This window comes from Marivirga sp. (assembly GCF_051117495.1).
Classification (GTDB): Bacteria; Bacteroidota; Bacteroidia; order Cytophagales; family Cyclobacteriaceae; genus Marivirga.
In genome coordinates this window covers 68,486-82,518 of the sequence record NZ_JBNPEF010000007.1, presented here as the reverse complement: position 1 = coordinate 82,518, position 14,033 = coordinate 68,486, and the positions used below count along the sequence as shown (strand labels likewise).

The 14,033-nt window shown below is 34.0% G+C and carries 15 protein-coding genes; 12 read left to right on the top strand and 3 right to left on the bottom strand.

What is annotated here, in order from left to right; all coding sequences use genetic code 11:
• Positions 1–63: 63 nt before the first annotated feature.
• From ACFE0M_RS05145 to ACFE0M_RS05115, 7 genes are all read left to right on the top strand, one after another.
• Positions 64–993, top strand: coding sequence for a PorP/SprF family type IX secretion system membrane protein (locus ACFE0M_RS05145; protein WP_434544678.1), 930 nt, complete (start codon positions 64–66; stop codon positions 991–993).
• An 89-nt stretch (positions 994–1,082) separates the two neighbouring features.
• A complete protein-coding gene (locus ACFE0M_RS05140) occupies positions 1,083–2,648 on the top strand; it encodes a hypothetical protein (protein WP_434544677.1) in 1,566 nt (521 codons plus the stop codon).
• Positions 2,641–4,725, top strand: coding sequence for a sensor histidine kinase (locus ACFE0M_RS05135; RefSeq protein ID WP_434544676.1), 2,085 nt, complete (start codon positions 2,641–2,643; stop codon positions 4,723–4,725). Before ACFE0M_RS05140 ends, ACFE0M_RS05135 begins: the two co-directional genes overlap by 8 nt.
• Before the next feature lie 148 nt (positions 4,726–4,873).
• Complete coding sequence (locus ACFE0M_RS05130) at positions 4,874–5,125, top strand: hypothetical protein (protein ID WP_434544675.1); 252 nt, start codon at positions 4,874–4,876, stop codon at positions 5,123–5,125.
• Between the two features lie 87 nt (positions 5,126–5,212).
• Entirely contained in the window at positions 5,213–6,103 is an 891-nt protein-coding gene (locus tag ACFE0M_RS05125) for a hypothetical protein (RefSeq protein WP_434544674.1), read from the top strand.
• 106 nt (positions 6,104–6,209) lie between these two features.
• Positions 6,210–7,448, top strand: a complete 1,239-nt coding sequence (locus ACFE0M_RS05120) for an NAD(P)/FAD-dependent oxidoreductase (protein ID WP_434544673.1) — start codon at positions 6,210–6,212, stop codon at positions 7,446–7,448.
• 137 nt (positions 7,449–7,585) lie between these two features.
• A complete protein-coding gene (locus ACFE0M_RS05115) occupies positions 7,586–8,077 on the top strand; it encodes a ribonuclease HI (RefSeq protein WP_434544672.1) in 492 nt (163 codons plus the stop codon).
• Between the two features lie 58 nt (positions 8,078–8,135).
• Here ACFE0M_RS05115 and ACFE0M_RS05110 read toward each other — a convergent pair whose 3' ends face one another.
• The 3 genes from ACFE0M_RS05110 to ACFE0M_RS05100 all read right to left on the bottom strand — a co-directional run bounded on the left by ACFE0M_RS05110 (position 8,136) and on the right by ACFE0M_RS05100 (position 10,134).
• Positions 8,136–8,711: a fasciclin domain-containing protein gene (locus ACFE0M_RS05110; RefSeq protein ID WP_434544671.1), complete on the bottom strand. Its 576-nt coding sequence runs from the start codon at positions 8,709–8,711 to the stop codon at positions 8,136–8,138.
• Between the two features lie 139 nt (positions 8,712–8,850).
• Positions 8,851–9,213 (bottom strand): response regulator, encoded by a 363-nt coding sequence (locus tag ACFE0M_RS05105; RefSeq protein WP_434544670.1) that lies wholly within the window; start codon positions 9,211–9,213, stop codon positions 8,851–8,853.
• 369 nt (positions 9,214–9,582) lie between these two features.
• Positions 9,583–10,134 (bottom strand): DUF2911 domain-containing protein, encoded by a 552-nt coding sequence (locus tag ACFE0M_RS05100; protein WP_434544669.1) that lies wholly within the window; start codon positions 10,132–10,134, stop codon positions 9,583–9,585.
• Positions 10,135–10,328: 194 nt separating this feature from the next.
• Here ACFE0M_RS05100 and ACFE0M_RS05095 point away from each other — a divergent pair, with 194 nt between their 5' ends.
• The 5 genes from ACFE0M_RS05095 to ACFE0M_RS05075 are packed head-to-tail and all read left to right on the top strand — an operon-like array spanning position 10,329 to position 13,986.
• Positions 10,329–10,997: a TIGR02594 family protein gene (locus ACFE0M_RS05095; RefSeq protein WP_434544668.1), complete on the top strand. Its 669-nt coding sequence runs from the start codon at positions 10,329–10,331 to the stop codon at positions 10,995–10,997.
• Positions 10,998–10,999: 2 nt separating this feature from the next.
• Positions 11,000–11,965, top strand: coding sequence for a hypothetical protein (locus ACFE0M_RS05090; RefSeq protein ID WP_434544667.1), 966 nt, complete (start codon positions 11,000–11,002; stop codon positions 11,963–11,965).
• A gap of 2 nt (positions 11,966–11,967) precedes the next feature.
• The gene (locus ACFE0M_RS05085) at positions 11,968–12,420 is read left to right on the top strand and encodes a hypothetical protein (protein ID WP_434544666.1); all 453 of its coding nucleotides are present in this window, start codon (positions 11,968–11,970) and stop codon (positions 12,418–12,420) included.
• Between the two features lie 8 nt (positions 12,421–12,428).
• Positions 12,429–12,758, top strand: a complete 330-nt coding sequence (locus ACFE0M_RS05080; RefSeq protein ID WP_434544665.1) for a hypothetical protein — start codon at positions 12,429–12,431, stop codon at positions 12,756–12,758.
• 4 nt (positions 12,759–12,762) lie between these two features.
• Positions 12,763–13,986, top strand: coding sequence for a patatin-like phospholipase family protein (locus tag ACFE0M_RS05075; protein ID WP_434544664.1), 1,224 nt, complete (start codon positions 12,763–12,765; stop codon positions 13,984–13,986).
• Positions 13,987–14,033 lie beyond the last annotated feature (47 nt).

Sequence of the window (14,033 nt, the reverse complement as noted above, 5' to 3'; positions counted from 1 at the left end):
ATATGTTATAGTTTTATTTAATTGTATTATTATAACATATTAAATATCAATAAATTATGTAAAGTGAATAAACTTAAATACCATATTAAAGTCTTAATTGTATTGCTAATAATCATGGGTGGTTTTAGTCATGTAATCTGTGCGCAACAAGGAATGCAATACACTCAGTATATGTATGATGGTTCTTTAATTAATCCGGCCTATGCAGGAGCTGATGAGGCATTAAGCATATCGCTATTGCACCGAGACCAATGGAGCGGATTAGAAGGGGCACCACAATCTCAAACTTTTTCGGCACATTCATTATTTAAAAAGCCTCAGTTAGGTACGGGGCTTTTTATCCATAGAGAAAGTATTGGTGTGCATCAAAATATACAAGCGGCCACTAACTTAGCCTATCATTTGCCTGTTGGATATCATAAAACGTTGTCGTTCGGTATTAAAGCAGGTATGTTGAATGTACGTTCAGATTATCAGTCACTTCAAAACGGAAACCCAGACCCAAGCGTAAATGATGAAATTTTCTCAGGAACGGATTTTAATGCAGGCTTTGGTTTTTATTATCGCAGTAAAAGATTTGAAGCAGGATATTCGATTCCATCTATCATCAATAAAACCATAAATGTAAATGACTCCATTGTTTTAGATCCCATCAATCATAATCATTTGCTTTTTAGTCAATACCACATTCCACTTGGGAATAATTTCATTCTAAGTCCCGCTTTTCTTTTCAAGTATTTTCAAGGTACGCCATTAAGCTATGATCTAAATTTTCTTACCACTTATAAAGGTGTATTAACGGCAGGGGTTTCTTATAGAAAACAGGAATCTGTAGATTTTTTGATTAGATTTAATTTATCTCCACAATTTCAGGTAGCTTATGCCTATGATTATCCAATAGGAAATGTGAGCCGACTTGCACAAGCATCCAATGAAATCATGCTTCGGTATATTTTCAAGTTTAACTACGATAATGTCAACTCGCCTCAATGAAATTGATGAATCAACCATTTAACCATAGCATGCGGCATTATATATCAATTTTGTCCATTTTTATTTTAATTATATTCACCCAGGATTTAATGGCTCAGCAATCAGTTTTTGATGCCTTTAATCAATCCATTTCAGATGCTGATAAGGCATTTATTGCTAAAAATTATAATAAGGCCTTAACTATTTATGAGGAAATAGCACAAAAGGAGGGAGCACCGGAAAATATTGCCTTGAGATTGGCCAGGAGCTATTACTTCACTTATCAATACGAAAAGGCTGTAAATTTTTATGATCAACATGAGAAAACCAATCTGGAATTTCCCACAAAAGACTATTTTTACTTTGCAGAGTCTCTATCATCCATTGGCAATACGGAACGGGCTTTAAATTATTATCAAATATGTATGGACAAAAAACCAGATGATGAGTTGTTTGTGCATAAGATTTGGCGATTAAATAATTTGAAATATCTCTACGAAGATTCATTAAAAAATATGGCGCATTATGCAAGTATGAATTCTGATCACAGTGAACTTCAAATGTTGCCTGCCGGAAATAAAGAAGTTTATTTAATTTCTAATCGTCCTCAGGTGGAGATGATTCATAAGATTGATATTAAGGAAAATGCTTCTTTTTATAACTTGAGAAAATGGTCAACTTATGAAGATCCTTTTTCAATAGTTGCCTTGAACTACGAAAATCCCAGACCGGCCGGACAAAGTTTAAAAACCCCATTTCATTTATCGGCCATAAGTATGTTCAATGATGGCCAAGAAATGGTATATGCTGCTTCAGATAAAGAAAAGAATGATGCCGAAAATTACCCATTACAACTTTTTTTCGCCAAGCAGAAAAGAGGGAAATGGATTAAAACCGATGCATTTGAACACAATAACCCTAATTTTGATTTAACTGAGCCTGCCATTAGTCAAGATGGTAAAACCCTTATTTTTAGTGCTAATTTTAGCCAAGGATTAGGGGGGAAGGATTTATATATATCTGTAAAAACTGAGGAAGGTTGGAGCGAACCAGAGAACCTGGGAACTATGATCAATACCCAAACAGATGAGCGCTATCCTTTTATTCATAAATCAAATCTTTATTTTGCTTCTAATGGGCATCCGGGATTAGGTGGGTTCGATATATATAAAGCCAAGATGATAGAGGGTGACTTTCAGGATTTAGAAAATCTCGGATATCCAATCAATTCAACTTTTGATGAATTGTCGTTTAATATTGACAGTTTAGGTCAGCAAGGCTTTATGAGCTCCAATCGTAAAAACCAAGGCTTTGATTTTGACATTTATGAATTTGCTTTGGATTTACAAATCTATCCGCTTGAAGTAGAAGGTATAGTTAAGTTTATTGAACATAATTGGATGGATTCCTCTGAATTACAAATATTACCTAATGTTCAAATGGAATTAATTGATAGAACGGGAAATGTATTGAAAGTAATAACCAAAACCGATAATGAAGGAAGGTTTAAATTAAAAATCCCATATTACAGTAAATATAAAATCAGAATAAAAGGGGATGATTTGGATGGATTTGTTAGTTTTGAGGTGCCAAAATTTGCAAAACAAGATTTAAGTTACGAAATAGTGGTGGTGAATGATGACTTTAAAAACAGTTTGAGGGAAGAAAATGAATAAGTTGCAGTTTGGGATTTCTAAAGTTTTCCCCCGTTATATTCTTGTACTTACATTAATTGGGGTAACATGGCTCAATTTAATTGGTTTAAAAGCGATTGCACAAAATAACCAAGTTGTACAAGTAAAAGCCTTCTCTAAAAACCTTAATCCATACCCAAACTTAAGCCTTTCAATTAATAATGGTGATTATGTAGCGCTCAATGAAAACGGAATCGTTTTTGTTAATCTGGCTGCATCCGATATTCCAATTCAATCCATCAAACTAAAAGACGAAAGCTTGGAAGTCGCCTCATGGAATTTGAGCAAAGGTATATTGGAAGTCATTATTCGAAATAAAAGCTACATAGACAAAAAAATAAGAGTAGTCAATAAAAATGGGATGGTAGTACCCAATATTCAAGTACAGTTTTTAGGCACCAAAAATATCTCAAAAAGGACTGACAGCGATGGGGGAATTAATATTCCTTTAGGATTGAATGATAAAATTCAAGGACCTGATCAGTTCAAAATCCCTGGATATGAGATATTAGATCTGAAAACCCAAAACATCACCATTATTACAGTGGAAAAACTTCAGTCAAAAGTTCAAGAAAGTATAACGCCCATGGTTGATGAACAATCCAGTCAAAGAGAAAAGAATGATCAGACCGGATTATTGCTTCAACAATTGGATACAATGACTTCACTTAGAGCTTTTTATGACTTGTTAAATAAAGTAAATAAAGAACAATTAAGTGATGAAAATCAATTAAAATTTGATCAAAAATTTGATGAATTACTTAATCAATATCAGCTAGGTAACTTATCAGATTCCGAGGATTTACTGGGACAAATATCGGATAGCACTGGGGTAGAAAAAGACATTGATAAAATCTTCCAACAAGTAAAAAAAGACAATGCCAGTAAGTCCAAAAAGAGACTGGTTTTAGAGGAAAAAATTCAAATGGTGATAGATAAGCTTAATATTGGCTTTGATAATATGACAGAGGAATCTAAATCAAATTTATTGGCTGAAATAGAGGAACTTGAAAATATATTGGAAAACAATAAAAGTGAATTTAATGAAAGTTTGAATTCTTATCTAACGGTTATCAACGAATTGAAAAGAAGGTTTTATGATCTTCAAGAATTAGAAAACAGATTATCAGAAAGTGAGCGAGAGAGGCTAAAAGAAAGAAGAATCTATCAACAAAGACTAATATTAAGCATTGCGGTAGCTTTGATATTTGCAGTATTGATTCTGCTTTTATTCTATTTCCGTTCAAAATTGAAAAAACAACAAAAGGAATTGATCGAAGCCAATAAAGTAGTGAAGCTCACCAATGAGAATTTGGAGAATATTGTCATGGAACGCACCTATCTGTTGAATAAAACTTTTAAAGAGCTTGATACAGTGCTTTATAAAGCCTCTCATGACTTGCGCGCACCGCTTAGCTCCATTGCAGGTATAAGTGATTTAATCAGCCGTGAGACCAATAATAAAGAGCTTACAGGGCTTTTGGTTAAGACTAATAAGCGTATGGATAAGCTACTTAAAAAACTAAGCACCATTAGTGAAATCCATCAGCCAGGGGATTTTGAGAAAATTGACGTGGCCACTATTTGCGATGATGTAGTTTCTTCATTCAATACGATTATTTTAGATCGGAAAATTAAGCTTAAAGTAAATCTTGAAGTTGAAAACAAGGTACTCAGTATATATAAATTGGTAGAGGTTATAATATACCATTTATTGGAAAACGCATTCTTTTTCTGCTGGATAGATAATGATAAAAGTGGTGAAGTAGAAATGGAAGTACGTACTAAGAATAATGTACTTGAAATTAAGATCACTGACAATGGAGTAGGGGTTGAAAAAAATATTCAACATAAAATTTTTGAGATGTTTTACGTTGGAAACGAACTATCAAACGGAAATGGGTTAGGTCTTTATATAGTTCAAAAGTCAGTGGATTTATTAAATGGGAAAGTGTCCGTTACTTCAACTGCAGGAGTTAAAACTGTTTTTAATGTACAATTACCAATTAATGGAAAAGGAAGTAATACCTTAGAGTTTTTAAGCAGTCTGAAAGCATAATGCATTCTCAATCAGTGTTATATCTAATGGATTATCTACATTTGATGGAATTTGAATTGTTTCCATATTTTAAAATAAATTTATTTTTTCAAACTAATTACTCAACATATAGCATTAATTTTAGGTTTTAAGATGATGAAATAATAATATGTTTGAAGGATCCGATTTCCCCAAATCTTTAGAAGAAGATATGTTTGAAGCTTGGCTTGAGACAGGCAGAAACAGTAAAATAGGATATAAATACCTTTTGATTATCTGGGATAATTATGATGATGACTACCAACCCCTATATGTGGAAGAAAGGGAAAGCATCCATAAATATGAACGTTATGAAAGTTCTACTGGTAGAGAATCCTTAGTGGCGGCTTATGATTTGTATTCTGAAAGTAGGGTTGGTTAAATTTATTCTAACCTAATAATCTATTTTCATTTTAAATAATAATTTACTTATATTAAGAATTATATAAATTTTCTAATATAGGTTTAAATGAAAGAACTCAAAGTAAATTTTTTTGATAAGCATTCAGATTTTTTCATAACGATTATTTTTGGGATTTTATCAGCAGTTTTAGGGCTGATCACTATTGATACACCAGGCTTTGATGGTAGTTACAGTGATTTAAGGGAGGTGCCGCTTTTGATTGCTATATTTCACATAAGAAATCCTTTATATATTATCTTACTCTGCTTATTGACTTTATTGGGTTTGCCACTTGAATTAAGGTTATTTCCAATATTCTTAATGCATGTTATACCATTATTTATTTTTTGGTACATTTATCAACGGATCAAAAAATATGACTTTAAGGCCACTAAATTAGGATTTATATGGTTTGTTAATTCACTTGTCTATTATTGTATTTTGCTATATCCGCTTTTGATTCTTACTTATTGGATGTTTGGCTTCAATCAGGAATTTTCTTTTTGGCCTTCTTATAAATCCATATTTGTTTCCGGAACACTTGAAATGATGGCCACAGCTTTCGTAAGTTCTATTTATTTGGTCCAAATGAGTTACAGGAGAAAATTAGAAAATAATAATAAGGATCTTGAGAAAATAGTAAAAGAACGAACTCAAGAATTATCGGATGCAAATGATATGTTAAAAGAACTTAATTCCAATTTGGAAGGAATAGTTGAAGAAAGAACCCAAATAGCTCATGATCAACTCAATAGAATTATAAAATACGGACATATGAATTCACATGAAGTAAGGGCGCCCTTAGCTAGAATATTAGGGCTTCTTAACTTGATTGAAATGGAAGCATCTGAAGAAAAGAGAAAAGAATTACTGAAATTAGTCAATAGAAACTCCATGGAATTAGATATGATTGTCAAAAAAATGAATAGGGTATTAGAAAAAGAAAGAAATCTGTAAATTTAATCTTGGTTGAATAAACTAAACTTTTCCGTATTCAATTATTGAATCGATTGAAGATAATACTTGTTTAAGTATATCAAATATTCAAAACACCATAAGACATTTGAAAGAAAAAAGCCATGATTTCGATTTAATAATAGTGGGAGCTGGGCCGGCTGGTTTTGCATGTGCCTATCAACTTCGAAATCAGTATATAAACATTGCGATAATCGATCAAGCCACTTTTCCCAGAGATAAAATATGTGGGGACGCATTAAGTGCAGATGTTGTAAACCAACTCTATCGAATGGATCAAAAATTAGGAGAAGATTTTAATTCCTTCCATGAAAAGATAGATTCTCATGGTGTGAGATTTGTGGCGCCTAACCATTCTTTTATAGACATCAATTACCAAAATCCTAATCATGGAAATGCAGCGGGTTACATTAGCAAACGCATTGATTTTGACTATTTCCTTTTTCAGCAAATCGAAATTCAGCATAATATCCAAATTTTTATGGGCGAGAAAGCGCTGGAAGTTAAAAGGAATAAAGATGGAATTGATTTAAAAACTGATAAAAGAGACTTTAGTGCTAAAATGATTGTAGGTGCAGATGGTGCACAATCTATAGTCAATAAGAAATTAGGAAGTATAAAAATAGAAAAACAACATTATTGTGCAGGAATTAGGCAATATTTTGAAGGCGTCACTGGTTTTAATGATCAACAGGCAATAGAGCTTCATTTTTATAAAGAACTCTTGCCTGGCTATTTCTGGATTTTTCCTTTACCCAACGGACAAGCTAATGTAGGATTAGGTATGCTTTCCAGTGAAGTAAGTAAAAGAAAACTTAATTTAAAGGAGGAATTAAATCTTCTTATAGAATCAATTCCTAGTTTAAAAGAAAGGTTTCAAAATGCCACTTCTATTGAAAAACCGCAAGGATTTGGATTACCCATAGGTTCTAAAAAAAGACCTATTTCTGGTGATCGGTTTTTATTGTTGGGGGATGCCGCCAGCCTAATTGATCCCTTTACGGGTGAGGGGATAGGCAATGCATTGCGTAGTGGAAGAATAGCTTCGGAATATATCATTAAAGCATTTGAAAATCAAATCTTTACTTCTCATTCGCTCAAGCAATATGATAAGATGGTATATCACAAAATGTGGAACGAATTGCGAATAAGTCGTAAGCTCCAAATGCTTCTTCGATACCCAAAACTTTTTAATTTTGTGGTCAAAAAAGCCAATCATAACGCTTCAGTGCGAACACTCTTAACCTCTATGCTCGATAATGTGGATTTAAAAAAGGAATTGGTGAAGCCGGGCTTTTATTTGAAGTTGTTTTTTGGAGGGAAGTAATCGCATAATTAATTCTTATATTAATATTCAGTACAAAAATTGTTGAACTTAAATATTTACTACTCATTAAATTCATTGATAACTTTCTTTTTAATGAGATTTTAGGGGCTTTATTTGAGTAGTTAATGGGGTTATCTATGAAAAACAGACAATTACTATTTATAGACGGAAGCGTAAACAACCAACTCAAAGTGGGTTGTGGCGCTTATTTGGTGCTGCATGAATATGAAAAATTCAATCTTAGCCTGAAGGATAAAATCAGGACCAAAAGTTTTAGCAACACTTCTTCCACAAAACTAGAATTACAGACATTACTTTGGGCATTAGAGGAGTTGGGAGATACAAATGATGAAATAGTGGTTTATACTGATTCTCAAAGCATTATCGGACTCCTAAATAGACGTACTAATCTGGAACAAAATGATTATCATTCTTCAAATAATAAGCTTTTGAATCATCATAAGCTATATCGCGAATTCTTTAAAATCACCGATCATTTAAACTGTGAGTTTATAAAGATAGAAGGCCATCAGCCAAGTGCGAAAAAAAACCATTATGATGAAATATTTACTCTTGTCGATCGGACTGCTAGAAAAGGGTTGCGAAATTTAAAATATGATTCCAAGTAATAATTGAGCATAAAAAAAGCCCCTGAAAGGAGCTTTTTATTAATGATTGATTGTTGTATTACTCTGTTGGAGGTAAGATAACAGCATCAATAACATGAACTACTCCATTGGAAGATTCTACGTCAGCAGAAACAACATTGGCGCCATTCACTTTTGCTCCATCCGCAGTACTGATGGTAACTTCAGCACCATTTACCGTTTTGGCTTTCATTCCATCAGAAAGATCAGTTGACATTACTTTTCCTGCTACCACATGGTAAGTTAAAATAGAGGCTAATTTCTCTTTGTTTTCAGGTTTTAGTAAATCTTCCAATGTTCCTTCAGGTAATGCTTCAAAAGCTGCATTCGTAGGAGCAAAAACGGTGAAAGGACCATCTCCTTGCAAGGTTTCTACAAGGCCAGCGGCTTTAACGGCAGATACTAAGGTCGATAAAGATTCCGTTTCCATTGCTAAGGCTACAATGTCTTTTGCTGACTCATCTTCTTCCATGGCTTCCTCAACAGCTGGAGTTTCTTCCGTTACTGCTTCTTCCATGGAATTCTCTTCGGTTTGGTTAGATTTTGATTCCCCACCTCCGCAGGCTAGGAAAGTAAAAATTAACCCAATAGCGATTACATAATTTAATTTTTTCATAATGATTTAATTTAGTGAGCCATTAGAACACTATTTAAATCAATTTGTTTTAAGGAAAAAACATCATGTCAATGGGAATTATAAAGACCAAGTAAGACAACCCGTAAAGATGGATATTATTTATTCGCAACCCCATCAATCAAATAAGCTCACTACTTTTTAACATAGCCTTCAATTTATCCAAATCAACTGGCTTATCTATAAAACCGATTACATTGGGATATTCATCTAATTTCGATTGATCAATACTCTCAGATGAAATCATAATCGTTTTGGGTTGTTGCTTCATTAAATCCAGCACATCAAAACCGCTAAGACCATCAATGTATTGATCTAAGAAAACCAAATCCGGTGAATTTCTGTGGATATCAAGCAAGCCCCCAAGCGTATCTACTCGAGAACTGATATGTTCAAAATCGGGGAATAAATCTTCAATATTGGTTTTGAGCCATTTACTAAATATGTGGTCGTCATCTATAATGAGGTATTTTACTTTATCCATATAGTAGTTTTTTCTTCAATTTTTCAAAAGTACAAAATTCTATCTAAATATATGTTTTTAATGGGTAAACGAATATTTACTGAGGTAAATCCCAATCACGCTCAAAATAGATATTAAGTAATTGAAAGATTTTTACCCTATGTTATGATATTATGTCCTTTCAAGACTAAACTAAACAACAAAATATTTGTAGATACATTAGCAAATCCCTTTATTGAAAGCTGAAGTACTTCTTGAATAATAGAAATACTAAAGTCCTGAAGGGACGGAATATCTCAAAGTAGGGTAAAGCCCTACTGCAAAAATAATAGTTAAACCAAGCCCTGAAAGAGTGTAATAATTTCAAATGTTTAGCAATAAAATAAAGTCTTATTGAACCGATACAGGTACCTGAAACATCGTCTGATCCCAAGTGAAATTTATTATGGCTCCTTTGTCTGTTGAGCTAAAACCAATGGTAAAAGTCTCAACAGTGGAAGCAGGTTTTTGCACCGGAACTTCAATGGAAAGCACATCCAAATCATAATCCGGTTCAGCTACTCCGAAAAAAACATCAGTTTCACTGTTTAAAGTAATTTCAAATGTCTCTGGACCGGGTACGGCATACATTCTGTATGTTCCAGCATCAACTGGCTTGCCCCCAAACGTGACATCTTTATTAAAGCTGATTTCAGTGGCGGCATTGGCACCCAATCTCCAGTATTTTCCATAAGGCTGCAAAGCGCCTTCACTTTCCTCTCCAAAAATCAATCTGCCTTTCTTTGAGGGCTGACTGTAGTCAATGGTGATTTCCAATCCGGCTTCATTATAAGTAACCGTTGCGGGCGGACTAACAGGGGTAGCAAAGAATAATCCGTAAACTACCCAAATGATGAGTAGCAGGACTAATATTCCAGCTCCCATTATAATTTTCTTTTTCACGATGTTTAATTTTTAGTTATTAAGATACGAATTATTTATAACATCAAATCAATAATTCAACTTTTTAAAACTCCAAATAAAATCCAATCCATGTAATTAGAAATTAGGGAAATCGAAAAATACCCAATAATAGGTATTGCAATAGTAAAATAAAATTTAGAAATTAGTTACAATCAAAACCTCAACGCTTGTATATGGATAAAATAATTCAAATAGCTACTCAAGAACTTGGTCAAAAGGAAATTTCAGGAGACCAACACAATCAATCCATAGTTGACTATGCCAAAGAAAGCGGTTTTGAATGGGTAAATGATGATGAAACGCCCTGGTGCAGTATTTTTGTAAATTGGGTGGCGCAAAAATGTGGCTTAAAATCCAGTAAAAAGGCCAATGCGCGATCATGGTTGCTGATAGGACAAAAAGTTGACGAAGCACCAGAACCGGGGGATGTGGTAATATTCTGGCGTGAAAGTCCGCAATCATGGAAAGGCCATGTAGGTTTCTTTTTTGGTTATTCACAAGACGCTTCCCGAGTATATTGCCTAGGAGGCAATCAAGGCAATCAGGTTTCAATCTCCGCTTATGAAACAAATACCGTTTTAGGCTTTAGACGGTTATCACCCAGCAAATTATTAGTGCTGCCGGCACCCACTTTAGCTACAAGGGATCAAGGAGATAAGGTTAAAGCACTACAAAATGCACTAAAAATAGCAGGTTTTAACTGTGGTACATCTGATGGTGACTTTGGCCCTAAGACTGAAAATGCTATTAAAGATTTACAAGCGACCAGTGGGTTTTTAACGATTGATGGGAAGTACGGACCCAATACAAAGGACTATTTGAACAGTATTTTAAACGAGTGATCATGGCTGGTTTTGAATCATTAGAAATCATAATAGGACTGGTATTTGTTTATTTGCTCTTAAGCATATTGGTCACCTTGGTAGTGGAATATTGTTCGTCCATTTTACAGCTTAGGGCTAAAAATTTGAGAAAAATTATTGAACGAGCACTTGATGATGATTCGCAAAACATATCTGTCATTTTTTATAAGCACCCGCTAATAAAGTATTTGTCAAAGAAAAATGGAAAGCTACCATCATATTTGGGTAGTGATAAATTTGCCAAAACTGTTCTAGATATCATCAGAACAAAAGGTGAATTAAATGACTTAGGAAAAAGCTCTACATTAGATCACGGTTATAAAATTTCGGATGCTATTGATAATTTAGCTGTTCTAGGAGTTGAGACTAAAGCCCTATTGAAATCATTCGCAAAAGAAGCTAATGAGGATATCAATGATTTCGGAAAAAGACTGGAGGCTTGGTATAATGAAATTGCGGAAAGAGGTTCCGGCTGGTTTAACCGTAAAATAAAATTGATCACATTTATGATTAGCTTTTTAGTGGCGGTATGTTTAAATGCCAATTCCATTTCCATTTATCAACAACTGTCAAAAAACTCGGATCTGAGAACACAAATTGCCGATGGTGCAAGTCAATATTTGAATGATCATGAATCCCCTAATTTAAGCAGTGATTCCTATGATTCGGCCAAGTCTGCACTTGAAGATTTTTACACAAATGATCTTAAAGCCAATACAAATATGTTGCAAATTGGCTGGAATAAATCAGCTTGGAATTATTTGATTAGTAATTGCTGTAACTTTTTTATTTCATTATTAGGCTGGCTCATCACAAGTTTTGCTATTGCATTAGGTGCCCCTTTTTGGTTTGACCTATTGAATAAATTGGTAGCCTTAAGGGGTGCAGGTAAACAAAAAGAAAATGATTCCATCAAAAGAATCGGAAGTCAAATCAAACAATCATGAATATGAAACTCAATTTAAAAACCATCTATTTTCTATTATTAATAGGCTTATTTACCCAAGCTTGCCAAGTAAAATGGATTACTGACTATGATTCCAAAATGGTTAATGAAATCGTTGAGGTGGCGCAAGATGTTGATTCGTATTATGCTAAACTGCTCTCGCTGACTGATGACAATGGCGAAATACAATTTACAGAAGAATATCCTAGGAAATCTTTTGAAGCATTCTATCAAGATATTGATTCGGATCTCTATGGAATAATGTTGAAGAACCAATCGAAATCACTCAATACATTCTCCACAGAAATTTCCAAAAGTATTCTACAGGATTATTGGAGAAAATATAAGGGTGACCTTAATTCAAAGGAGACCATACTACAAATTCACAGAAATAATTTTACAAAAAACTTTGAAGCACTATTAAAAGCTGAAAAAGCAAAAAATGAAACCAATTAATTTTTATAATGATGGATATTGATTTTGATGCGCTAATTGATGGATTAACCAATGTTATTCAAGGATCATTGGAAAGCGACCTTCCCCATATAAGGGAATATGCGAAAAAAATAGTTGAAGAAGAGAAAGAAGCGCTTCAATTATTGGCAAATTTAAGGCTATCGGGAGAAATAACGGATGATGAGTTTAAGTCAGAAATTGAAGGTCAAAAAGGAGTGGTTAAGAACCAGCTTTTGGCAATAGGGGCGATGTCAACCGCTTCAGCGCAAAGAGCTACAAATGCTGCTCTAAAATTCTTAGGTGACACAGTATTAACAGCTGTTAAAGCATTATTATAGTCTCATGACATTAGCAAAATTTACTGAAACGGAAAATATTAAAGGGATTTTAGAAAGAATAGAACCTTTAAAAACTAAGCGCTTTTCCGATACTTTCGATGCCGATGGTCATCAATATGTGGATTTGGTCCAAGAAGGGGGAGGAGTATTGGGCATTGCATTAATAGGCTATACCTACGTACTTGAGTCTGCCGGAATTCGTTTCTTTTCACTGGCAGGAACCTCTGCAGGTGCCATCAATACCTTGATGCTGGCAAGCCTTGGGAAAATAAATGAAACAAAGTCAGAAAAAGTCCTAACTATTTTAAGTGAAAAGAATCTATTCGATCTGGTGGATGGCGATAAATCAATTAAAAAGCTCATTCAAAAAGCCATTAAAAAGGAAAATGGTTGGGCTTTATCATTAGTTTGGAATGCCTTAAAAATATATAGAATTCTGAAATCAAAATTTGGGCTTAACCCGGGAAATGATTTTGAGAATTGGATTACGGAAATCCTTAAAAAGGAAAAGATTTTCACATTAAAAGATCTTGAGGATTTAAGACAAATAGTCCCCGCATTGCATGATGAAACGGGTCAACCATTGGAGGCAAAGCCGAGATTGGCCATTATTACTTCCGATATAAGCACATGTACAAAAGTGGAATTTCCGAAAATGAAATCTCTGTATTGGAAAAATCCAGATCAAGAGAATCCTGCCAAGTTGGTACGGGCCTCTATGTCAATACCCTACTTTTTTGAGCCATACGAAGTTTCCGATTTACCCAATGCTGGGCAAGCCCATGATCCAAAATGGGATGAATTTGCTCGATATACCGGAAAAGTCCCTGAGAAGGTGAAATTTGTAGATGGCGGCATGCTTTCCAACTTTCCGATTAATGTATTTCACCGTTCCGATCATAAATTACCGAAAAGACCAACATTTGGGGCTCGCTTAAGTGCCTATCGGGATGAAGCAAGTGATACTTCCAGCTTCTTGAAAATGAGTGGTGCCATGATCAGTACCATGCGCCAAATCCACGATTATGATTTCCTATTGAAAAATCCTGACTACAAAAAGCTTATTTGTAGGATTGATGCAGACCAAGATTTTAATTGGTTGGATTTTAATATGACGGAAGAAGATAAGATCAAATTATTTGAACGAGGCGCAACCAAGGCTATTGAATTTTTAGAAACATTTGATTGGGAGGATTATAAAAAGCAACGTGCAAAGGAACAAAACTAGGATAAAAAATTCCGAGATTGTCTGTAATTAGATAAATTTAAAAGATA

Excerpts from the sequence above, each read along its gene's own strand:
- ACFE0M_RS05140 (WP_434544677.1), top strand. The coding sequence starts at position 1,083 with ATGGCTCAGCAATCAGTTTTTGATGCCTTTAATCAATCCATTTCAGAT.
- ACFE0M_RS05135 (WP_434544676.1), top strand. The coding sequence starts at position 2,641 with ATGAATAAGTTGCAGTTTGGGATTTCTAAAGTTTTCCCCCGTTATATT.
- ACFE0M_RS05130 (WP_434544675.1), top strand. The coding sequence starts at position 4,874 with ATGTTTGAAGGATCCGATTTCCCCAAATCTTTAGAAGAAGATATGTTT.
- ACFE0M_RS05125 (WP_434544674.1), top strand. The coding sequence starts at position 5,213 with ATGAAAGAACTCAAAGTAAATTTTTTTGATAAGCATTCAGATTTTTTC.
- ACFE0M_RS05115 (WP_434544672.1), top strand. The coding sequence starts at position 7,586 with ATGAAAAACAGACAATTACTATTTATAGACGGAAGCGTAAACAACCAA.
- ACFE0M_RS05110 (WP_434544671.1), bottom strand. The coding sequence starts at position 8,711 with ATGAAAAAATTAAATTATGTAATCGCTATTGGGTTAATTTTTACTTTC.
- ACFE0M_RS05105 (WP_434544670.1), bottom strand. The coding sequence starts at position 9,213 with ATGGATAAAGTAAAATACCTCATTATAGATGACGACCACATATTTAGT.
- ACFE0M_RS05095 (WP_434544668.1), top strand. The coding sequence starts at position 10,329 with ATGGATAAAATAATTCAAATAGCTACTCAAGAACTTGGTCAAAAGGAA.
- ACFE0M_RS05090 (WP_434544667.1), top strand. The coding sequence starts at position 11,000 with ATGGCTGGTTTTGAATCATTAGAAATCATAATAGGACTGGTATTTGTT.
- ACFE0M_RS05085 (WP_434544666.1), top strand. The coding sequence starts at position 11,968 with ATGAAACTCAATTTAAAAACCATCTATTTTCTATTATTAATAGGCTTA.
- ACFE0M_RS05080 (WP_434544665.1), top strand. The coding sequence starts at position 12,429 with ATGATGGATATTGATTTTGATGCGCTAATTGATGGATTAACCAATGTT.
- ACFE0M_RS05075 (WP_434544664.1), top strand. The coding sequence starts at position 12,763 with ATGACATTAGCAAAATTTACTGAAACGGAAAATATTAAAGGGATTTTA.